General features: G+C 29.2%; 23 protein-coding genes. 9 read left to right on the top strand and 14 right to left on the bottom strand.

The features are described 5' to 3' along the window. Positions 1-6: 6 nt before the first annotated feature. The 5 genes from AANAER_RS03855 to AANAER_RS03835 form a co-directional block, all read right to left on the bottom strand. Complete coding sequence (locus AANAER_RS03855; RefSeq protein WP_044415869.1) at positions 7-1,194, bottom strand: Opr family porin; 1,188 nt, start codon at positions 1,192-1,194, stop codon at positions 7-9. A 99-nt stretch (positions 1,195-1,293) separates the two neighbouring features. After that, entirely contained in the window at positions 1,294-1,785 is a 492-nt protein-coding gene (locus AANAER_RS03850) for a flavodoxin (RefSeq protein ID WP_129082595.1), read from the bottom strand. A gap of 13 nt (positions 1,786-1,798) precedes the next feature. Further along, complete coding sequence (locus AANAER_RS03845; RefSeq protein WP_129082596.1) at positions 1,799-2,557, bottom strand: hypothetical protein; 759 nt, start codon at positions 2,555-2,557, stop codon at positions 1,799-1,801. After that, the gene (locus AANAER_RS03840; protein ID WP_044415874.1) at positions 2,557-2,757 is read right to left on the bottom strand and encodes a hypothetical protein; all 201 of its coding nucleotides are present in this window, start codon (positions 2,755-2,757) and stop codon (positions 2,557-2,559) included. Before AANAER_RS03840 ends, AANAER_RS03845 begins: the two co-directional genes overlap by 1 nt. Positions 2,758-2,760: 3 nt before the next feature. Continuing rightward, positions 2,761-3,063 carry a DUF2325 domain-containing protein gene (locus AANAER_RS03835; RefSeq protein ID WP_044415875.1) on the bottom strand — a complete coding sequence of 101 codons (303 nt, stop codon included), beginning with the start codon at positions 3,061-3,063 and terminating at the stop codon, positions 2,761-2,763. Positions 3,064-3,218: 155 nt separating this feature from the next. Here AANAER_RS03835 and AANAER_RS03830 point away from each other — a divergent pair, with 155 nt between their 5' ends. Beyond that, positions 3,219-5,081 (top strand): mechanosensitive ion channel family protein, encoded by a 1,863-nt coding sequence (locus AANAER_RS03830; RefSeq protein WP_129082597.1) that lies wholly within the window; start codon positions 3,219-3,221, stop codon positions 5,079-5,081. On the opposite strand, the gene AANAER_RS03825 is transcribed toward AANAER_RS03830, so the two are convergent. From AANAER_RS03825 to AANAER_RS03790, 8 genes are all read right to left on the bottom strand, one after another. Beyond that, complete coding sequence (locus AANAER_RS03825) at positions 5,078-6,643, bottom strand: PAS domain-containing sensor histidine kinase (protein ID WP_129082598.1); 1,566 nt, start codon at positions 6,641-6,643, stop codon at positions 5,078-5,080. The two genes, AANAER_RS03830 and AANAER_RS03825, sit on opposite strands and share 4 nt — an antisense overlap. 4 nt (positions 6,644-6,647) lie before the next feature. Continuing rightward, the gene (locus AANAER_RS03820; protein WP_129082599.1) at positions 6,648-7,052 is read right to left on the bottom strand and encodes a hypothetical protein; all 405 of its coding nucleotides are present in this window, start codon (positions 7,050-7,052) and stop codon (positions 6,648-6,650) included. Positions 7,053-7,061: 9 nt separating this feature from the next. Beyond that, a complete protein-coding gene (locus tag AANAER_RS03815) occupies positions 7,062-7,376 on the bottom strand; it encodes a hypothetical protein (protein WP_044415880.1) in 315 nt (104 codons plus the stop codon). Positions 7,377-7,404: 28 nt separating this feature from the next. Further along, positions 7,405-8,697 carry a Y-family DNA polymerase gene (locus AANAER_RS03810; RefSeq protein WP_129082600.1) on the bottom strand — a complete coding sequence of 431 codons (1,293 nt, stop codon included), beginning with the start codon at positions 8,695-8,697 and terminating at the stop codon, positions 7,405-7,407. Positions 8,698-8,995: 298 nt separating this feature from the next. After that, entirely contained in the window at positions 8,996-9,535 is a 540-nt protein-coding gene (locus AANAER_RS03805) for a rhomboid family intramembrane serine protease (RefSeq protein ID WP_129082601.1), read from the bottom strand. Further along, on the bottom strand, positions 9,522-10,097 hold the full coding sequence (locus AANAER_RS03800; protein WP_129082602.1) for a hypothetical protein: 576 nt from the start codon (positions 10,095-10,097) through the stop codon (positions 9,522-9,524). Before AANAER_RS03800 ends, AANAER_RS03805 begins: the two co-directional genes overlap by 14 nt. A 4-nt stretch (positions 10,098-10,101) precedes the next feature. Continuing rightward, positions 10,102-12,519 (bottom strand): endopeptidase La, encoded by a 2,418-nt coding sequence (lon, locus tag AANAER_RS03795; RefSeq protein WP_129082603.1) that lies wholly within the window; start codon positions 12,517-12,519, stop codon positions 10,102-10,104. A 19-nt stretch (positions 12,520-12,538) separates the two neighbouring features. Next, the gene (locus AANAER_RS03790) at positions 12,539-13,210 is read right to left on the bottom strand and encodes an outer membrane protein assembly factor BamD (RefSeq protein WP_044415887.1); all 672 of its coding nucleotides are present in this window, start codon (positions 13,208-13,210) and stop codon (positions 12,539-12,541) included. Between the two features lie 128 nt (positions 13,211-13,338). On the opposite strand from AANAER_RS03790, the gene AANAER_RS03785 reads away from it, so the two are divergent. The 4 genes from AANAER_RS03785 to AANAER_RS03770 are packed head-to-tail and all read left to right on the top strand — an operon-like array spanning position 13,339 to position 15,040. Then, the gene (locus tag AANAER_RS03785) at positions 13,339-14,103 is read left to right on the top strand and encodes a pyrroline-5-carboxylate reductase (protein ID WP_044415888.1); all 765 of its coding nucleotides are present in this window, start codon (positions 13,339-13,341) and stop codon (positions 14,101-14,103) included. Next, on the top strand, positions 14,090-14,380 hold the full coding sequence (locus tag AANAER_RS03780; RefSeq protein ID WP_129082604.1) for a hypothetical protein: 291 nt from the start codon (positions 14,090-14,092) through the stop codon (positions 14,378-14,380). Before AANAER_RS03785 ends, AANAER_RS03780 begins: the two co-directional genes overlap by 14 nt. Further along, positions 14,367-14,717, top strand: coding sequence for a hypothetical protein (locus AANAER_RS03775; protein WP_129082605.1), 351 nt, complete (start codon positions 14,367-14,369; stop codon positions 14,715-14,717). The genes AANAER_RS03780 and AANAER_RS03775 overlap by 14 nt, the downstream gene beginning before the upstream one ends. After that, entirely contained in the window at positions 14,714-15,040 is a 327-nt protein-coding gene (locus tag AANAER_RS03770; protein WP_129082606.1) for a hypothetical protein, read from the top strand. Before AANAER_RS03775 ends, AANAER_RS03770 begins: the two co-directional genes overlap by 4 nt. Before the next feature lie 12 nt (positions 15,041-15,052). On the opposite strand, the gene rdgB is transcribed toward AANAER_RS03770, so the two are convergent. Continuing rightward, on the bottom strand, positions 15,053-15,643 hold the full coding sequence (gene rdgB, locus AANAER_RS03765) for an RdgB/HAM1 family non-canonical purine NTP pyrophosphatase (protein ID WP_129082607.1): 591 nt from the start codon (positions 15,641-15,643) through the stop codon (positions 15,053-15,055). 73 nt (positions 15,644-15,716) lie between these two features. Between rdgB and AANAER_RS03760 the strand changes: the two genes are divergently transcribed. The 4 genes from AANAER_RS03760 to AANAER_RS03745 all read left to right on the top strand — a co-directional run bounded on the left by AANAER_RS03760 (position 15,717) and on the right by AANAER_RS03745 (position 20,638). Continuing rightward, the gene (locus tag AANAER_RS03760) at positions 15,717-17,033 is read left to right on the top strand and encodes an MFS transporter (protein WP_129082608.1); all 1,317 of its coding nucleotides are present in this window, start codon (positions 15,717-15,719) and stop codon (positions 17,031-17,033) included. A 63-nt stretch (positions 17,034-17,096) separates the two neighbouring features. After that, positions 17,097-17,696 carry a transglutaminase-like cysteine peptidase gene (locus AANAER_RS03755; RefSeq protein WP_228711169.1) on the top strand — a complete coding sequence of 200 codons (600 nt, stop codon included), beginning with the start codon at positions 17,097-17,099 and terminating at the stop codon, positions 17,694-17,696. 60 nt (positions 17,697-17,756) lie between these two features. Further along, the gene (locus tag AANAER_RS03750) at positions 17,757-18,407 is read left to right on the top strand and encodes a transglutaminase-like cysteine peptidase (protein ID WP_129082609.1); all 651 of its coding nucleotides are present in this window, start codon (positions 17,757-17,759) and stop codon (positions 18,405-18,407) included. Between the two features lie 11 nt (positions 18,408-18,418). Continuing rightward, positions 18,419-20,638, top strand: a complete 2,220-nt coding sequence (locus AANAER_RS03745) for a bifunctional diguanylate cyclase/phosphodiesterase (protein WP_129082610.1) — start codon at positions 18,419-18,421, stop codon at positions 20,636-20,638. Positions 20,639-20,649 lie beyond the last annotated feature (11 nt).

Here is a 20,649-nt window from a genome sequence, read left to right as displayed (position 1 = left end):
TCTTTTTTAAAAAGAGTATTGTAAAGTTAGAGTAAATTTATCGTAATCTTCATAATCTTCAGTTGGTTTATCCGAATCTACATTAATATAAAGTGCAGCAACACTTAGATTTTCGGTAATTCCGTATTCAGCACCTAAATCAAACTCTTTTTCTTTTATTTCATCATCTTCATTGTCATATTTTGTTTGCCCGTAAACAGCTGTTAATCCAATTCCTGCCAATTCATAAGTTGCGGCAATATAAGCTGTTTTTGCATCGGTTGAATAGACTTGGTTACCATCCCCTCCGATAATTGCATCAAAAGGATTAATATTGTCTCCTGCTGCATCCATTGAACCGATTCCTCCGTCTGAATCAGTCTTTATATATCCTGCTGCTAAACCTAATCCCGCAATATTTAATCTACCTTCTGCATGAACAATCTGTCCGTCATCCACTCCATTTTCATCTTCCGATGATTTTGCACCGTGAAGTGTAATTCCGAACATTTCCGTATCAAAATCCGCTTTTAAACCATACCAAGAGGCATCTGCATTTCTATGTCTTCCCGTATCTTCATCTTCAACATCTTTATCAACATTATAGTAGTATGGATTTAATACTAAATTTTCAATACCTTCATACTTTGCATCTAAAACAAATGCTCCGTCACCAAGGTCATCGAATTTTTCTAAAAAGGCATCTTCATCGGCAACTGCAATTCTTTCAGAATATCCGGCAACAATTGTCGTATCGGGAATAGCTGTCACAGCTAATACGGCAGCTTCATGAAAATCACCCATCCACTCCAAATCAATCTCTTGTCTACCGAAAGTTAAACCGAAATAAGCATTTGTATAAGAGATATTTGCAGTATGAAGAATAGCGGTTTTTTCTTGGTATCCCTCATCATCTTCGTTAAAATAATCATTATCTTCTACTTCTGAAAAATCATGATTACCTCTAAATCCTACAGCTGCTTTAAAACCGTTAAAGTCTCCTGTTTCATACATAAGATTAATTGATCCCATTGTAAAACCAGAATCTTTTACGTTTTCATCAGCTGTATTGTGACCGCTGTTATTTTGTCTCTCACCGTAAAGTGTTACGTCACCGCTTATTGTTCCACCTTTAATAGCCTCTTCTATACTATTATTTGCTACTAAGTTACTAGATAATAGTAAAGAAGCTGCTACTAGACTAATTTTTTTCATTAATTGTTCTCCTTGTGTTTTAATATAGAAAATGATAATCTATATTAATTTTGTAATATTAACAGATTTTACTTTAAACTTTAATAACAGTTATCAATATTATAGTTTTGTTTTTATATCACTTATCCAGTTTGCAATTCTTTCATCCGTAAGTTCGGGTTGATTGTCTTCATCAAGTACCAAACCTACAAATTTTCCATCAAGTTCAGCAGTTGATTCTTCATATTCATATCCTTGAGTAGAGGTAAATCCTATAATATTTGCACCTTTACTTTTTAAAGCTTCATACATAGTTCCCATAGCGTTTACAAACTCATCATAATAGTTTTCTTGATCACCTAGACCAAACAAAGCAACTGTTTTATTTGAAAAATCTATTTCTTGTAATTCATCAAAACTATCTTCCCAATCATCTTGTAAATCTCCTTCACCCCAAGTAGGTGTTCCTATTATCAACGAATCACATTCACTTATTTTCGATACTCCCTGTGAGGCTATATCAATAAGTTCAAAATCTTCTAGTTTATCTTTTATTTTATTTGCTACATCTTCTGTATTACCGGTGCTGCTTGCATAAAATATTGCTTTCATTTTTTTTCTTCCTTTATCTTAATGTTGAACGCATAGAATACGGTATTAATTTAATCATATATTCACTGTTTGCCAAATCTTCACATTTGATTTGAATATGTCTGTTAAAATTTTCATTCTTTGGATAAACAAGATATACTTGATTGAATTCCGAAGTTTTTATGCAGTTAACGGCTTTTTGTATATGTTTATCAATTTTTAAATTTTCGCTGTTTATAAACTCCCAAAAAGTAAAAATTTTGGTCTTAAAAAGATACTCTTCGCTTTTTATATCTATTGAGTCCAAATTTACGCTTACTTCTCTGTTTTCACTAGAACGCAAAATCTTATTTAAAACAAAATTTTTAAAGATTTTCTCCCCGTCTAAATAAAAAGAGTAATTGCACTCTTCTAATATGCAAATCAATTTTGCAGCCGTTGAGATATTTCTCTCTTCAAAGCTATTTAAAAGAGAAAATCTATATAAACTGCCGCTCTTTTTATTCACTTTTTTTAAAAAGGTGTTAATTTTGTTTGTCAATTCCACATCAATCTTTGTTATATGAGATTGAATATATGTAGGATGTTTTAAATTTTTTAAAATTTTTTTAGCAAAAATATTAAAAAGAGTCTCTTTTTTCGACTCATTAATTTCATTTTTTGAAAACTTCATATCACAAGGCACTTCTTGATTATAAAGTTTAAGAAACATCAATCTTCTGTTTACCATCGTTTGAAACTTGTCAAAAGAGGGTAAAAACTCGTTATTTACGTCAAAACCTATTTTTCCCATTATTTTTTCCCAATTATTCGAATATCAATATTAGTAGAGAATTTATACTTAATATAGTTGGAGTCTAAGATATGTGCAATTGCCAAGAACTCATCCAGATCGGCATTTGTTGCTCCTCTTAGATTAACAATTCTATTAGAAAGAGGTTCATACTTATAATTTCTAAAGTGACTTAACTTACTAATTACAATCTCACTCATTTTCTACTCCTTGCATTTGTCCATTTTTAAAAACTTGCACACTTCACAATGTACTGAACTTGCACTTCTTTTTGTACAGATTAAAGGAATATTTTTCTTTTTTGCCTCTTTTCTATATTTATACATTGCATTATGATTTATAAAATCCGTAAGCATTAAGACATAATCCGTATTTTTAGGAATCTCTTTTCTACAAGCACTTGATTTTTTTCTAGTATCCCAGTGAGTTATTGAAAACTTTCCAAGTTCATCTAAAATTCCCTTGATGGTATCTATTTTATCTCCACCTATAATTAATACTGACATTCGATACTCCTTTTAATGATAATCAATATCAAAATATTACACTTTGTAAACTTAAAGTTTCCTAATATTGATAACTGTTATCATAAATTTATGCAATAAGTCTAAATAAGTCTATTTTTTATATAATATGTTTTTAGTTTATATAGGGAGCAACTATGCAACAACACCTTTTCAAAACTCTATTTTTACTCTTTTTAATTCCTATTTATTTATTTGGCGTTGAACCTGTATTTAATGATACACCTAAAGATAATTTAAATGAAAATGTAAAAATTGAAGAGAAACAAGAGAGTATAAAAAGTGTAGATGATAGATTAACGGAACAGTTAAACATAGCAAAAGATGTATTAAAAAATATAAATGATGAAATATATATTTTAGACGAGTTCAAGAATAAAGATTATGATACCAGAATAAACTATCTGCAAAACAGAATAAGTATTAATCAAAGAGAAGATAATACTTTGGCAATAAAAAGAGATGAGATAGAACTCTTGCAGCTAAAAGGGCAAAAGATTTATGATAATACTTTAAAAGAGTTGATTGAGGCAAAAAAATCTTTTAAAGATAGAAACTATTTTATTTCCGTATTAGACAATAATATTCAATTTATTGAAAAAAATAGTTTTAATAACTATAAAAGCTTGTATGAACAAGAAAGAAACAGTGAAAATAAAATTTCTAAAGAGTTAATTGACAATTATATCAAACTTGCCAATCAGAATATTCAACATCTTTTTACCTTAAAATATTTAAAAGAAAATATTGATTTATATAGAAAACCCAACTTTTTTATTGATAATTTAAATTACAAATATTTAATATCATTGATTGATTCAAACTCTTTTATTTCACCTATTTCAAAATTTTGTTCTTATCATTTTAAAGTTACTATAGGCGAAGTAACCGTTGTTTTATTAATTCTGCTGTTTTTCAAACTCTTTGTTACAAAATTTATCTCTTTGGTTATTTTAATTTTAAATAAGATTTTTATAACACGAAAAAAGCAGGATGAAGAGGAGGAAGAAGATCAGGCAATTTTAGAGTATATTGAAGACTCAATAAAAAGACCTTTTGTTATAGGTTTATATACTTTGTCTATACATATATCTTTATATATATTAATAAAAGACGTTATACTTTTAAATAAAGTAATTCCTTGGATAAATACACTTTATATGGGTCTTTTTTCTTGGGCTATTTATTCTCTTTTATCAAACAGTATTTCAAATTTTGCCGAACAATTAGTAGAAAAATACCCAAACGTCAGAAGAGAAATGATTGTCTTTATTTTAAGAATAATAAAAGTATTTTTTATTCTTTTAGTAATTCTTTTTCTCTTTACCCAGTTAGGAATTGATATAAAAGCTATTGCAGCTTCACTTGGAGTCGGTGGTATCGCAATAGCTCTTGCATCAAAAGATACTTTGGCAAACTTTTTCGGCTCGCTTAATATTATGAGTGATAACTCTTTTTCTCAAGGAGACTGGATAGTTGCAAACGATGTTGAAGGAACTGTTGTCGATATTAGAATGAGAACTACAAGAATAAGAACTTTTGACAATGCTATGATTACTATTCCAAACTCCGAACTTGCAAATACTCATATTAAAAACTATTCAAAAAGAAGAATAGGACGAAGAATAAAAATGACTCTTAATATAACTTATGAAAGTTCTATTGAGGATATTTACAATCTAAAAAAAGATATCTATGAAATGCTTTCAAATCATTCCGGAATTGCAAGTGAAAAAACAATTACGGAAAAAAGAACCAGAAAGTTTGAAGCAATAAAAAGAGAAGATTTGCATGGTGTAAAAAGAAATCTAATGGTTTATATAGATGAATATGGAGCAAGTTCTATAAATATTCTGATTTACTGTTTTACAAGAAGCCCTTCATGGGAAGATTGGCTTTTAATAAAAGAGGATGTAATAATAAAAATCAACAAACTTGTTGAGAAAAATAATTGTGATTTCGCATACCCTACTCAAACACTGTTTATGAAAAACGATTAATATTTTTTTATAGGAACTGTAATTTTAAAAACAGCTCCTATTCTATGAACTTTTTTATAAGAGACCTCTTCATTATGTACTTCGATTTTTCCGTTAAGTCTGTTTTCTACAACATTTTTAACCATAAAAAGCCCTATTCCCGTACCTAAACTTTGATGTTTTGTGGTAAAGTACGGCTCAAAAATTTTATTTTTTATCTCTTCTTTAATTCCGCCTGCATTATCTTTTACAATAATAGAAAAAGATTTTTTTTGCAGATGACTCTCTAAAAAAACTGCTTTTTTATCCAAATTTTTTTGGGCAAAAGCATCTCTTGCATTATTTAACAAAGTTATAATGATTTTTATCATTTCATTAAGAGAGCCTGTTATAGTAAAATGCTCTTTTGCCCTGATATTTAACTCTATATTTGAAGCTTTAAAAGTCGTTAAAATAAAATTTTCTACTTTGAAAAAAAGTTCTTCATTTGTAAACTCTTTATTTATATCATCTACTTTAAAAAAACTTTGAAAATCATTTATGGTTTGTGATAAGTATTTAGTCATACCTACAATAGAAGACATACCCAAATCAAAATCTTCATCACTTAAAATTCCCATCTCTTTTTGCATTTTCATACCAGAAGCTGCAGTTGAAATCGTACTTAAAGGTTGTCTCCATTGATGGGCTATATTTCTTAACATCTCTGCTATTGATGCAAGTTTTGCCTGCTGAAAAAGTAATTCGTCATTTTTTCTTTTCTCTTCTTCAAGTTTCAGAAGTTCCGTAATATCTTCACCTGAGGAGATCATTCCGTCAATACTTTTTTCTTCATCATAAATATATCTTCTTCGCCATAAAATTGTTCTTTTTTCACCGCTTGAACAAATAACGCTATATTGAATTTTCTCTGAAATATCCGTTTTATTTATTATTGCATCTTGGAAATCTTTGATTTGATCCATTCTTTCATCTTTGCTGATAAAGTTTTTGAACCAGTTTTTTCCTAATATAGAGTATTCCTCAAAACCTAGTATTTCACAGGTTTTTCTATTTACCAAGGTTATATTCCCTTGTTTGTTTACTACTACAATAGCAACATCGACAATATCAAGATATAACTGCATTGTTTTAGTTTGTTCTAAAATAGTATCTTGAATACCTTTTCTTTTTGAAATATCAGTAACAACTCCCAAGGTATATAAAAACTTTCCTTTTTTATCTGTTATATGATTTACAAAAATTTCAGTCCAAATAAGTTTTCCGTCTTTTCTTATATATCTTTTTTCTAAGTTATAGCTTCTTTTTTTATTTTCCGAAACATTATTATATAAATCCACACTCTTATCAATATCATCTTTGTAAGTAATTTCCAGAAAATTTAATTTTTGAAGCTCCTCTTTTGTATATCCTAGAATATTACAAAAAGTTTGATTGGCTTTTATAAACCAACCGTCGGGATTTAAACAAATAATTCCTACTTGCGTATGTTCAAAAAGTTTACTGTAGTATTCATTTAAAGTATCAATCTCTTTATTCTGTTTTATAATATTATCTTCTAAATTTTGCTTACTTTCATCCATTATTTTATCTTTCAACAAGTAAATCAGCTTTTGATTTCAACTTTTTATTTAAAAATTCTTCTTCTCTTTTTGTAAATTTTGACTCTTTTTTAGGAGCTTCTTTTGAAACTTTACTCTTCTTTTCAAAATTTTTTACAGATTTTTCTTTTTCATTTTTCTCTTGTTTTTTAAATAAAGTTAAAAGAAGATATATAGAAAATAAAATATTAAATATGATAATAAACCATTTGCCTATAAGGACTAATTCCAAATACTCCAACTTCTCTTTTAAAGTCAAATATTGAACTATGTCTGAATAAATTGCATTTGCAAAAAAGGCTATTAAGAGTAAAAAAGCTATTAAAACGACTTTTCTTCTAAACTTATATAAATAGTACCAAAAGAGTGCTGATTTTACTTGTTTAAACATTCTTTTTCTCTAAACTAAAAAATCTAAACCTAAAATCGCCAAAGCCCCTACTAACGATTTCGTTTTTAAATCATCTTTTATTCTACTCTCTTCATCGCAAATTATTATTTCTAACTCTTCGTCAGTATAGTCATCAAAAGTTTTATGATGCTCTGCCAATCTTGCTTTTGTACTTAAAATTGCTTTCTCTCTTATTTTTTGTTTTACTGCGTTTTTTAGTTCTCGACCTTTTATTGAAGGGTAATCAAAAGCTTTCGTAATATTTTCTGAAGCTATATTTATAAGTTTGCTTGAACCCTTTTTTACTCTATCTTTTATACTCATTTACGCTTACCTATTACATTTTTTTATATTATAACATTTTAGTCGATAATTTATCTTTTAATTCTGAAGCTGTTTTTATAATATCTATACCGTACTTATTTCTAAGATATTGAAGTTTATTACTTAATTCTCTTTTTTTTAAGTCGTTTTCATACTCGAAAATATTATAGGTAAACTCTTTTTCATTTGAAAAATTTGATACGGTAAGATTTAATTGAATTACCCCGTGGGAAGCGTGAGTATCGTTTTGTATAAATAACTTTTTCATTGTTGCTTTAAAATCACTTTCATTAAAAATCCTATTTACATTTATATAATTTTTCGATTTTAAATTTGACTCATATTTTATTTTAATCGCATATGTCAAAGGATTCACTTCACTCTTTTTTACGATAAAACAGAGATACCTGCTTAAAATCAATACTCTTCTAATAAGTTCATCTCTATCATAAATAGGATCAAAAGATCTTCCCATTCCTATTGATTTTTTATCTCTTTGCTGTACAATTTTCGTATCGTTTATCCCGCAAACTCTGTTATAAAGTTCAATCCCGGGCTTTTTCCAAGAATAAAAAAGATTTTTTTTCTCTTTAATATCTCCTAAGGTTTTAATCCCGTAACCTTTAAGTCGTTGTTGATATCCTTTTCCGATACCAGGAAACTTCTCTATTGGAATATCTTTTATAAAACTTTGCATATGCTCTTTTTTTATATATTTTATTCCGTCAGGTTTTGCATATTCAGTTATTAGTTTTGCAAGATATTTAGAGTGGGCAATTCCAATAGAAATAGGTAATTTTAACTCTTTTTCTATCCTGTTTTTTATTTTATAGGCAAAAGCTACAATATCCTCTTCTTTTACATATCCTCTTAAGTCTGCAAAAAATTCATCTATAGAAAACTGTTCAACTAAAGGTATCTCTTCTTCCAAAAGTTTAAAAAGTTTTTGTGAAAGTTCATGATACAAAGGATAATTAGGAGGAATCATTTTAAGAGAAGGACATAAACGCAAGGCTTCATTTACACTCATTGCCGTTTTTACTCCAAAACCTCTTGCCTCATAAGAAGAGGTAGTGATAATTCCTCTGATCTTTCCGTTTTCATCGACAAAATAGTCTTTAAAAGTCTTATTTCCTTCATTAGTTAAAATAGTACTAACAAAAGCACCGCTGTTTTGGCTGATCTTACGAACCTCTTTTTGGCTTGAAAAAATATTCAAATTGCTTCTTCCTCCCACCGCAACAGGAATATTTTTTAAACTATTATCCAAAGTTCTATGAGCCGATACAAAAAAACAATCAAGGTCTAGGTGAATAAACATTCTCTAATTATATCTTAAAATATTTCAAATTGCAATATAATTGCACTATGAAATTATTTTAAAAATTTCTATTTTTATCAAGAGAGATTTAGTTATAATCGAAAAAATAAAAAGGATTTAAAATAGAAAAGTTAGAACCTTGTAGAAACTGTAAGAGAGAGATCAAACCTAAACTAAGAAGATGTCCTTATTGCGGGATACTAAATCCGACCGTTAAATTAAAAGATATTTTTATAGGAATTGCCGTAGTTTTAGTTGTAATGTCTGTTGTGACATATTTCATGCCCCAACAGTGAGTTTAGTGAGTCAGTTTTCTAATAACTCCAAAAATAAATCCTAAAGCAAGTCCTATAAAGTGAGAGTACCAAGCTATAGGCAATCCAATTAAAATAGGTGCAACCGAGATAATCAAAATCCAAGTTATTATACCTTTTCTTTGAAACTTATCAAAATATGCTACATATCCTAAAAGAACACAAATTGCTCCTGATGCTCCTACTAAATTTACTTGATTATCTAAAAAATAGATATACAAATAACTTAAAAGTGAAGTTAAAATTCCGCCAAGGAAATAGACAAAGAAAAACTCTTTTTTACCTCTGAATCTCTCTATTAAATTTCCAAACTGATAAAGTACAAACATATTCATAGCAATATGTCCAAATCCGCCGTGGGCGAACATAGAAGTTAGAGGTTGCCAAAAAAACAATCCTTCGGTAAAATAGATATTAAGTCCAAAATATAAAGCACCGTAATTCATATTTATCTGTAAGAGATAAAATATCACGGTAATAAATATAACAATATTTGTTAATGTAAAATCTTTAGTTTTTAACATAATTTTTATAAACCTTCATAGAACAATCAACTCTTTGTTTAATTGCATTTTTATACATAAATTTAAAATCACTCTCAAATCGCAACAGCTCTTTTGAATTTATTCTAAAAGAGGTTATCAAAGTACCTGCTTTAAAACGCTCTTTTTCCTTACTCTCTTTATCACTTTTATCATTTTCAACTAACTCAAATCTAATTTTTAGAAACTTTTCAATCTCTTTTTTAGGCTCGACTCCTATTAAAGTTTCATAATATTTTTCAATCTCTTCAAGTGAGATTACATCTTCTATTATAGACTTGTTGATTTGAGACTTTAAGTATGCCCCTTCAACTTTATAATATCCTTTATTTAAAGCTTTTATTGATTTTTTTAAGAGTTTATGATTAAAAAGTGTAACTTTTGTATAACTCTGTTTTTGACATTGAAGCTCTTTGATTTTTAATTTATCTGAATCATTTCGAATATATTTTGTATAAAGTGTAAGGGTAATTGTAATTATGACAATAGAGGCAAAAGTAAAGAAGTTATTAACTACTAAACTGTCTCTTGCCCCTCTTCCCATCTATTTAGACTAATGCCTCTTTTAAAACATCTTCTATAGTATCTACAGCTTTGATTTGCATCGCTTCTTTTACTTCAGAAGGTATTTCATCCAAATCTCTTTGGAAATTTTTTCTAGGGATTAATGCCAATTTCATTTTAGCTTTATAAGCTGCTATTAGTTTCTCTTTTAATCCACCAATAGGCAGTACTTTCCCCGTAAGAGTCAATTCTCCCGTCATAGCGATATCAGAACGGACTTCTCTTTCACTTAAAATTGAAGCAATTGTCGTTGCCATGGTAATACCTGCACTTGGTCCGTCTTTTGGAGTAGCACCTTCAGGAATATGAAGATGTATATCAAATCTTTTATAGACTTCACTTGGTTCTAATTCGACTTTTTCTTCTTTCTCTTTTTGCGTAAGAGGAATTATTTTTTTATCTATTTTTAATTTTTTATTATCAATTAAAAGTTTTACGACCGAATATGAGATTTTTGATGACTCTTTCATTACATCTCCCATATTACCGGTTACGCTTAAAATTCCTTTTCCTCTTAGTTTTACAGCTTCGGTTTTTAAAACGTCTCCGCCGACAGCCGTCCAAGCAAGACCGTTTGTAACTCCGATTGAGTTTTTCTTTTCTGCAGGATCAATTTCAAAAATTGGATTATCCAAATACTCTTTTAGATTTTTTGTATTTATAGATACTTTTTTCAAATCTTTATTTTTAAGAAGTTTTTTTACCGCTTTTCTAAAAAGTTTTGCAAAAACTCTTCTTAGGTTTCTAACTCCGGCTTCTCTTGTATATTTAGAAATAATTATCTCTATTGTTGTTTTTGAAAGAACTATTTCACTTCTTTTTAAACCGTGTTTTTCAAGCTCTTGAGGTATCAAATAATCTTTTGCAATATGATATTTCTCATTTGGAGTGTATGACGACATCTCTATAAATTCCATTCTATCTCTAAGAGGTGCGGGAATATTTCTGGCATCATTTGCAGTTGCTACGAAAATAACCTGAGATAAATCAATAGCAAAGTTCAAATAAAGGTCTCTAAAATCATTGTTTTGTTCAGGATCCAAAACTTCAAGCATAACTGCCGTTGGATCACCTCTATGATTTGCTCCTAATTTATCAATCTCATCAAGTACAATTACGGGATTCATAGTTTTTGCATCGACTAAACCTTTTACTATTCTTCCGGGCATTGCACCTACGTATGTTCTTCTGTGACCTCTTAATTCATTTACGTCTTCCATTCCACCTAAGGCAATTCTAACAAGAGGTCTTTTTAAGGCTTTTGAAATAGAGTTTGCCAAAGAAGTTTTACCCACTCCCGGAGGTCCTACAAAACATAAAACAGTACCTTTAGATTTTAAGCTCTCGATTTTTCTCTCTTCAAGCATCTCTTTTACGGCAAAGTATTCAGAAATTCTCTCTTTTGGTTTTTCCAAAGAGTAGTGGTCGTGATCTAATTGATTTTCTACATTTTCAACAGAAATTTTTTCATCTGAATATTTTCCGAAAGGAACATCAAGAACATTTTCGACATATGTTTGTAAAAGGGCACTGTCAGGCGAATCTTGATGCATTCTTGATAGTTTTTCAATCTGTTTTTTTGTCTCTTTATAACCGTCTTTTGGCATAAAAGGTTTTAATTTTTTTAATTTTCTTTTATAACCTTTTATCTCTACATCTTTTTGATTATCCGTACCTAACTCTTTTTGAATTGCTTTTATCTGCTCTTTAAGGAAATAATCTTTATGAGTTTTTTCTATTTTAGAGTTTACTTTTTGGGTAATCTCTTTTTGTATTTTAAAACTCTCTATCTCTTTTTTTATAGTTTCGATTATTTCAAGCAGTCTTTTTTCAACATTTCTTTCAGAAAAGAGTTTGTAGGCATCCTCTTTTTTAACTCTTAAAACAGAAGAGATCAAATCCGCAATTCTTGTTGCATCATCATTTTCTTCAATTGTTTTTATCAAATCAACAGGAAATTTCGAGTTTATTCTAGAAAGTTTTTTAACTTGTTCTCTTAAAACATCAATTATAGAGTTAACGCTCTCTTGTGAATACTCTTCATCAATTAATCTGTCAACAAAAGCATAAATCGGATTATCTTCGCTAAAATTTTTGATTTCACCTTTTGTCAATCCTTGGAAAAGCACTTTTACTTTACCGTCAGGAAGACTTACTTTTCTCATAATATTTCCAACTACCCCGACATCATAAAAACTCTCTTTTTCTCTTTTACCTTCTTGTCCGGGTTTACTTACTGTTACAATTACTAATTTATTTTGTTCAATTGCATCTTCCACTGCTTTTATATTCTCTTCATTGCTCAAAAAAAGTGGTGCAATCATAAATGGATATAAGAAGATATCATCTTCTATAATTAATGGTATCTCCTGTGGAAAAGAATCATAATTTTCTAATTCCATCTAAACTCCTAATTTTTATTTAAAAAAGATTTCTTTCAAACGGGTATCTATAAAAAGGAACCTCAACAGGTTCTATCTCTTTTGGGTTAACCCATGATTTTTTTACTTTTTCATTATAATATTTTGCTGCTTCGGGTTTGTCTAATCTACTGTATAGATCAGCAATCTCTTTATCCAAGTTTGCTTTTGCCATATAAAGTCTTGCACTCATTGTATTAACCAAAGGTGTATACGGAGACCTTGGAAAACTTTTTCTAAACTCTTCTATTTGGGCAATAGTATCTTCTATTAATTGTTGATCTCTTAAATCATAAGCAAAACCTTGAAAGTTTGCTTTAATTTTCAAATATCTAACATAATCAATATTTTTACTAAGGGCATATCTTTTTATATACTCATCTAAATAAAAATTCGCTAATTCATACTCTTCTTCATCAATATGAGCGTTTGCCAAAACAAGAAGTGCTGTTGAGAGAAGCGGTGAATTTCTATGTTCACTCTCAAGAGAGATATAAGTGTCATCTGCATCTTCCAAATATCCGGTACTAATCTCTTTAATCATTTTGTTATACCAATACAGTGCCGGTTTATCAAACTCTTTTACTTTTTCGGATTTTTGAGAACAAGCCGAAAACACAAAAACCAAAGCTACTGCAAAAAGTAGACTTCTAAACTTTACGTAATTACCCATCAATCAGTCCTTTTTTATCTTAGAACAGTTATTCTATCTAATAAAACCTTGCTATTTTCTTACTTTTTTTGACCTAATATTTTAGATTAGTTATAATATCAAAAATAATTAAAAATAAGAGGAAATATATGAAACTTACACTTATAGGGAACGGTTTTATGGCTCAAGCCTTGGCTAAAGGATTGATTAAAAAATTTGAAGTTGAAATTATAGGAAGAGATATTAACAAATTAAAAAAAGTAAAAGAGTTAATTCCCGCTATTGAAATTAAAGAGTTGGAAGATGCAGAAGATATAAACGGTAAAAACGTAATCTTTTGCGTAAAACCCTATGCTTTGCAAAGTGTTGCGGCAAGACTTGAAGGAGAAGCAAATATCCTGTTTTCAATCTTAGCGGGTACCTCTTTGGAGAGTTTGAGAAAACAGATTAAATCAAAATATTATGTAAGAGTAATGCCAAACGTAGCTGCTTCTGTCAGTAAATCGGCAACTACCCTAACAGGAGACAAAGAGGTAAAAAAATTAGCTCATGAAATTTTTGAGTATATTGGAAAAGCTGTTTGGGTTGATACGGAAAAAGAACTAGATATAGCAACTGCGGTTGCCGGAAGCGGTCCTGCTTTTTTATGTTTGATTGCAGAGGCTTTAAGTGATGGAGCCGTAAAAGCAGGTTTAAACAGAAAAATAAGTAATGAATTAGTTCAAGGTCTTTTTGAAGGGTATGCAAAACTTTTGGAAAATAATCACCCCGCAATAATCAAAGATTCTGTTATGAGTCCAGGAGGAACAACGGCTGCAGGTGTTGCAAAAATAGAAGAAGGTGCCGTAAGAAGCCATATGATAAAAGCTATCGAAGCTGCCCATAACAAAGCAGTTGAAATTGGTAAAAAGTAGCTTTACTCTTTTTGAAACTCTGCTTAGTATTGTTTTGCTAAGTCTTGTTGTAGTAGGATTTATAAAATACTCCTACTATGACAATTTTGATGAAGAGTTTAACTCTTTAAACAAAATAGAAAACTCATTTAATAAAAAAAACTATACACATAACTTTACAAACTCCTCAAAAGATATTCAAGTTTTTATAAATGAAACCCAAATAAAAGAAATTTCAGTAAAAGAGATAAAATACAAAGATGAAAAAACAAAGTTGATAAAATATGAGATTAATTAAAGCTTTCTCTTTATTTGAGTTGATTTTAGTAATTTTTATCTCTTCTATAGTTTTAATCTCCACCTCTATGCTTACAAAAGAGTTCTTATTTACACAAAAAGAGAATGAAAAGCTTGCAATATTAAAACTGGATTTAAACTCGACTAAAATAATTATAGAAAAAAATCTACCTGAAATAATCAATAAATTAAGATATGAAAACCAAACTTTATATATAAATGAAAATATTTTACTTAAAGATGTAACTTCTTTTAGTATGAAAAAAGAGCCAAAATACCTAAATATTAACATTACTTTAGATAAAAAAATAAAACAAAATTGGGAATTTGGATTATGAAAAAATCTTTTACCCTTTTTTCAACGCTGATTTTAATTTTACTTTTCTCTTTATTAGCCGTAAAAATATTTGAAACAAAAAATATCACATCAATAAATATCTTAAAACAATATAACTATATTCAGGCAAAAAATCATCTTAGATTTTTAGAAGAGTATATAAAAAGTATGGAATCTTTGGAAATGGTTGACAAAATTCAAATAAAAAACGATAATTTTGAAATCTTAGCTTTAATAAAAAAAGAGGATGAAAAATTTACTGCTTTTTTAAGTGTTAAAGCTCTTGATTACAAAGTAAGAGTTTTTAAAAAGATTGAGCTTTAAAACTCAACCTTTTTATAAAATCACATCCAACACTTTTTTTGCCAGATTTAAAGCTTTGCTTCTGTGAGAAAACTCTTTTTTTACTTCATAAGGAAGTTCTCCCAAAGTTTTATCAAAACCTCTTGGTATAAACATCGGATCATAACCAAACCCTCCTTCTCCTAGCTCTTTTGGAATAACTTCTCCGTACATCCAACCGTGTACCGTATAAACTTCATTTTTATATACTATTGCTATACAAGCCGTATAATATGCTTCTGTTTTTTCCAACTTTTTCTCTTTTAATTTTGAGATTAATTTTGTATTGTTTTGTTTATCTGTTGCGTTTTCACCCGAATATCTTGCTGAATAAACCCCAGGTTCATTATTTATTGCAGGAACAGTAATTCCGCTGTCATCAGATATTACGATTATATTTTCATCGGCAATTTTTTCGTAAATTTCTTTTGCTTTTTTTATTGCATTACCTTTAAAACTATCTTTATCTTCTACAACTTCATAATCACCTATTAACTCTTTAAAAGAGACAACTTCATCATTTGGAAGTAATTTTTCAAACTCAGCTATTTTTCCTTTATTACCTGTAGCTAAAACTATTTTCATAATTTTCCTTTTAACTCTAATATTAACTTTATTGCTATATAATTTTTCCCTAATTTAACTTACGGGATTATATATGATTAAATCTATTTTACCACTTAGCTCAATTATAGCTTTAAGATTTTTCGGACTTTTTATAGTACTTCCAGTTTTATCGGTTTATGCTTTAGATCTTCACGGTGCGAATACCACTTTAGTAGGTATCGTAGTTGGAGGATACGCTTTAACACAAATGATTTTCCAAGTTCCTTTTGGAATAATGAGTGATAAACTAGGACGGAAAGGTACTATAATTACAGGTTTAATTCTTTTTGGTATCGGTTCAATTTTCTGCGCTATTGCAGATGATATTTTACTTCTAATGCTAGGAAGATTTTTACAAGGTGCAGGTGCAATAGGCGCGGTTGTAACTGCAACAATCAGTGATTTAGTAAAAGAAGAACAACGACCTAAAGCAATGGCAACTATGGGAATGGCAATAGGAATGAGTTTTGCCGCTGCAATGGTTTTAGGACCTACAATCAGTACTTTTGCAGGTGTTGAATCTCTTTTTTATCTAACAGCAGTTATTGCTTTTGGTTCAATCTTTATTTTGATTAAGTTTGTTCCAAATCCTCCTCAAATAATACACTCGTATCCTAGCGATAAACAGTTTATTCAAGCAATTACAAATAAAAATCTAATCAAAATGAATATTACAAACTTTTTACAAAAAGGTTTAATGACTTTTGCTTTTATGATTATTCCTATTATTTTGATTAAAACTTTTCATTGGGAAATGGGTGATTTATGGAAAGTATATTTACCTTCAATGATTTGCGGTTTTTTAGTAATGGCACCTGCTGCTATTATTGCAGAGAAAAAAGGAAAATTCAGAGAGATATTGGCTTTGGGAATTATCTTTTTTGCAATTTCTTATTTGATTATCGGATTTAGTTCAAGTGCCGCTTTTTTTGTAGTCGGAGTTGTTATCTTCTTTATCGGTTTTAATATGCATGAACCTATTATGCAATCACTTGCTTCAAAATTTGCAAAAGTTCACCAAAGAGGTTTAGTCCTTGGGATATTTAATGCTTGCGGATATTTCGGAACTTTTATAGGAGGACTTTTAGGAGGTATATTTTTTCAAAAAGTATCTTTAAGTGCTCTTGTTATAACAATTGCCGTAATCTGTCTTATTTGGATTATTTTGATACTTACAATGGCAAATCCTTCTAAGAGAAAAACTCTATATGTACCTCTTGACAGAGATTCAAAAGAGAATAGCGATAAGTTAAACGATATTTCGGAAATTGATGAATGGTATATAAATGATACTGAACAGACAATTGTCGTAAAATATGACAGTGAAAAAATCAATGAAGAGGTTATTTTAAATACGCTTAAAGCTTAATTTAATATAATTCTTATTAAAAAAACAGGAGTACTCATAAAAAAATTATTTTTAATAACTTTTTTGACGGTTTTACTCCTGACTCAAAACCTTTTCTCTGAAGATAATTTTATTATCTCAGAGAAAAAACTTCAAAAAATCACATCAAAATATGGACAAAAAGCTAGAAAAAGAGTAGAGCTTTGGAATGAAATAATGCAAGAAGCAAAATCTAAAGATATTTTGCATAAATTAAAAGATATAAATGATTTTTGGAATAAAATCAAATATCAAGAAGATATTATTGTTTGGCAGAAAAAAGATTATTGGACTACTCCTCTTGAATTCTTAAGTGTTGGAGCAGGAGATTCAGAAGATTATGCCATTGCAAAATATTTCAGCCTTCGAAAACTAGGTATTCCCAGGAGTAAACTAAAAATCACTTCCGTTATATTAACAAACCCGGAAAAAAGATACAGGAGTAGGCGTGAACCCCATTTAGTATTGGCTTATTACCATAAGCCGGGAGCCACTGCCATTGTCTTAGATAATATAAACAAAAAACTCAAACTTGCTACTAAAAGAACAGATTTAATACCTCTTTACACAAATAACAACTTATCAAAGAAATATAGTCAACAAAATATTATGGCAAGAATTAACAGTAAAAAAATCAATGAATAGATTATTTTAAACGCACTTAAACTGTAATAGACTATAATCTACTTTAAAAAGGAGTGAAATATGAAAAAAATGTTTTTAATATCATTTTTTATAATTTCACTTCTTTTTACTACAACAACACCTGCAAACAAAACTTTTAATATTTCAGAAGAAAAACTCCAAGAAATTGCATTACAATACGGTAAAAAAGCAAGAAAAAGATTTGAGCTTTGGGATAAAGTGATGCAAAGTTCAAAATCAAAAGATATTTTACATAAGTTAAAAGATGTAAATGATTTTTGGAATAAAATCAAATATAAAAGAGATATTGTTGTTTGGCGTAAAAAAGATTATTGGGCAACTCCCTTTGAATTTTTAAGTGTAGGAGCCGGAGATTGTGAAGATTATGCCATTGCAAAATATTTCAGTCTTAGAGAATTAGGGGTTCCTGACAGTAAATTAAGAATCACTTACGTAAAACTTTTAAGAGCAGGAAGAAAATATGAAGAGGCCCACATGGTATTGACTTATTATCACAAACCCGGAGCTACTCCGATTGTACTTGACAATGTAAACAAGAAACTTAAACTTGCAACGACAAGAAAAGATTTAAGACCTGTTTACAGTTTCAATGCCCAAGGCTTGTGGCAGGCAAAAAACAGAGGTAGAACCTCAATTAGAGTTGGCTCAAATAATTTGAGAAACTGGAAATCAATGATGAGTAGAATTTAAAAGGAGCAAATATGTCTTTATCCAAACAACTTTATATAATTATAGCTTTTATATTTTTTATAATATTTAGCGGTAACTTTTTAATCAGTGTAAATAATATGAAAGGATATTTAGAGGTTGAGTCCTCAACAAAAGCACAAGATACGGCAACTTCCATAGGAATGAGTTTGAGACCTCTAATAAAAGATAAAGAAGATGCAGAAATTGAATCAATTATAAAAGCTATTTCCAACAGCGGATTTTATAAAGAGATACGATTAGAAGATGCAGATTTTATTATAAAAAGCAACGAACTTATAAAAGCTTCTACGGATTTAGATGATGAAGATTGGAAAATAACAAAAATTTCCGTTGATCCTAAATATGGATACGTGGAAAAAGTCGAATCGGACAAGCAACTAAATGAACAGCTGTTAAAGCTTGAAGACGAAGAGGATGAGATTGATGTTTCTGACCCTTTTGACAATGATGAGAAATATAGATATGTTCCTAGTTCGCTTTATAAAAAAGGCGGAAATATAACTTTTGATTTCACTGCACAAAAAGGAGATAAAAGCGTTGATACTTTCGCAAACATTACTATTAACAAAGTTCTTATAAAAGAGACTAGAAATATTAAATTTGAATCAGTTCCTCAATGGTTTATAAGATTGATCCCCATAACTTTAGAAGAAAAACGCAGTGAAATATCCGACGGATGGAATACTTCCGCTATTATTTACGTAAGTCCCAATCCGGGAGAGGCTTACGCAAAACTTTATGAGCAAGCCAGAAACTCTATTATTTATGCAATAATCGCTTTTGCCGTATCTATAGTATTGCTTCTAATTTTTGTTCAATTTATATTAAGACCTTTAAAAAGAATTGAAGGTTTGGCAAAAGATATTGCAAAAGGTAAATTTGACGTAATTAATCCTCTTCCTTGGACTACGGAGATAAAAAATGTATCTATTGCAATGAACGATATGTCAAGAAAAATCGAAGCAATGATAAATAAACTTACAAACAATCTTGCAAATCTTTCAAAAAAATTATCAGAAGACGAACTTACCGGACTTAGTCTAAAACAGACTTTAGGAACCGATATAAAACAGATGTTTATAAAAAAAGAGACAGGATATATTTTTGATATTAGAATCGATAATTTATCAGGCTACGTAAAAACACATACGGATACTGAAATAGACGATTATATTATAAACTTTGCAGAGAAACTAAAAAACGTAACTATTGAAGAAGAGGATGTTGAAATAAAAGCATATAGAATTTTCGGTTCGGAATTTTTAGTTGTTGCTAAAAGATGTAATTATGATTGTGCAAGAGTAATAGCTTCTAAACTAAAAAGAGAGTTTAATCATTTATCAGAAAAATTTGAGTTAAATGAGATAGCCCATATAGGAGGTACTCCTTTTAATGAACTTGGAACTTTGGATGAGATGAGACAAGCGGCAAATGAAGCTTATGAAAAAGCTAAATTAATAGGTCCAAATGAGTATTTTATAAGAGATAAGAATGATTTATCAAGAGATATGAATGCTTGGAGAGATTTAATTACCGAAATAATAGATAATAATCATTTTATTGTTGATTTTATCAATAATACATATATGTTAAAAGATGAAGAGAATCTTATTATGCAAGAGGCATTCACAAATGCAAAAGATAAAGAGAATAATCCTATTCCAATAGGTTCATTTATCTCAATTGCCGAAAAATATGAGAAAATAATTGACTTTGATAAAGCCGTTATTTCAAAAATTATTGATTATATTTTAATAAACAATATAAAACACGATATATGTATCAATTTGTCTATGGACTCTATTGCCAACAATACTTTTATAAGCTGGCTTGAAAACACAATTAATACAAATAAAGAGATTTCAAAACAGCTTGTATTTTCACTCTCTGCTTACAGTGTGGCAAAAGATATGGAACTGTTTAAAAACTTCTGTGAAACGGTTCATAACAGCAATGCAAAAATTATTATTAAAAGATTTGAAAGTAAATTTATTCCAACTGAAAACTTAAAAACATTTAATGTCGACTATATAAGACTTGCAAGAGATTACACAAGCGATATGAACAAAGACAGATCAAAAATCGAATTTGTGGAATCAATCAATGAATTAGGAAATCTTCTTAATATAAAAGTTTGTGCAGAGGCAGTTAAAGAGGAAAAAGATTTAGAGACAGTCAAAAAATTAAAACTTTTTGCAATAAGTAGATAAAAAGATTAAAA

It is taken from the genome of Halarcobacter anaerophilus, assembly GCF_006459125.1.
Taxonomy (GTDB): domain Bacteria; phylum Campylobacterota; class Campylobacteria; order Campylobacterales; family Arcobacteraceae; genus Halarcobacter; species Halarcobacter anaerophilus.
This window is presented reverse-complemented; position numbering and strand designations above follow the sequence as displayed.

Coding starts and splice junctions, on each gene's coding strand:
- AANAER_RS03790 (WP_044415887.1), bottom strand. CDS start 13,210: ATGGGTAATTACGTAAAGTTTAGAAGTCTACTTTTTGCAGTAGCTTTG.
- AANAER_RS03800 (WP_129082602.1), bottom strand. CDS start 10,097: ATGGGAAGAGGGGCAAGAGACAGTTTAGTAGTTAATAACTTCTTTACT.
- AANAER_RS03855 (WP_044415869.1), bottom strand. CDS start 1,194: ATGAAAAAAATTAGTCTAGTAGCAGCTTCTTTACTATTATCTAGTAAC.
- AANAER_RS03770 (WP_129082606.1), top strand. CDS start 14,714: ATGAAAAAATCTTTTACCCTTTTTTCAACGCTGATTTTAATTTTACTT.
- AANAER_RS03785 (WP_044415888.1), top strand. CDS start 13,339: ATGAAACTTACACTTATAGGGAACGGTTTTATGGCTCAAGCCTTGGCT.
- AANAER_RS03840 (WP_044415874.1), bottom strand. CDS start 2,757: ATGAGTGAGATTGTAATTAGTAAGTTAAGTCACTTTAGAAATTATAAG.
- AANAER_RS03850 (WP_129082595.1), bottom strand. CDS start 1,785: ATGAAAGCAATATTTTATGCAAGCAGCACCGGTAATACAGAAGATGTA.
- rdgB (WP_129082607.1), bottom strand. CDS start 15,643: ATGAAAATAGTTTTAGCTACAGGTAATAAAGGAAAAATAGCTGAGTTT.
- AANAER_RS03835 (WP_044415875.1), bottom strand. CDS start 3,063: ATGTCAGTATTAATTATAGGTGGAGATAAAATAGATACCATCAAGGGA.
- AANAER_RS03760 (WP_129082608.1), top strand. CDS start 15,717: ATGATTAAATCTATTTTACCACTTAGCTCAATTATAGCTTTAAGATTT.
- AANAER_RS03810 (WP_129082600.1), bottom strand. CDS start 8,697: ATGTTTATTCACCTAGACCTTGATTGTTTTTTTGTATCGGCTCATAGA.
- AANAER_RS03825 (WP_129082598.1), bottom strand. CDS start 6,643: ATGGATGAAAGTAAGCAAAATTTAGAAGATAATATTATAAAACAGAAT.
- AANAER_RS03815 (WP_044415880.1), bottom strand. CDS start 7,376: ATGAGTATAAAAGATAGAGTAAAAAAGGGTTCAAGCAAACTTATAAAT.
- AANAER_RS03805 (WP_129082601.1), bottom strand. CDS start 9,535: ATGTTAAAAACTAAAGATTTTACATTAACAAATATTGTTATATTTATT.
- AANAER_RS03845 (WP_129082596.1), bottom strand. CDS start 2,557: ATGGGAAAAATAGGTTTTGACGTAAATAACGAGTTTTTACCCTCTTTT.
- AANAER_RS03745 (WP_129082610.1), top strand. CDS start 18,419: ATGTCTTTATCCAAACAACTTTATATAATTATAGCTTTTATATTTTTT.
- lon (WP_129082603.1), bottom strand. CDS start 12,519: ATGGAATTAGAAAATTATGATTCTTTTCCACAGGAGATACCATTAATT.
- AANAER_RS03820 (WP_129082599.1), bottom strand. CDS start 7,052: ATGTTTAAACAAGTAAAATCAGCACTCTTTTGGTACTATTTATATAAG.
- AANAER_RS03750 (WP_129082609.1), top strand. CDS start 17,757: ATGAAAAAAATGTTTTTAATATCATTTTTTATAATTTCACTTCTTTTT.
- AANAER_RS03830 (WP_129082597.1), top strand. CDS start 3,219: ATGCAACAACACCTTTTCAAAACTCTATTTTTACTCTTTTTAATTCCT.
- AANAER_RS03775 (WP_129082605.1), top strand. CDS start 14,367: ATGAGATTAATTAAAGCTTTCTCTTTATTTGAGTTGATTTTAGTAATT.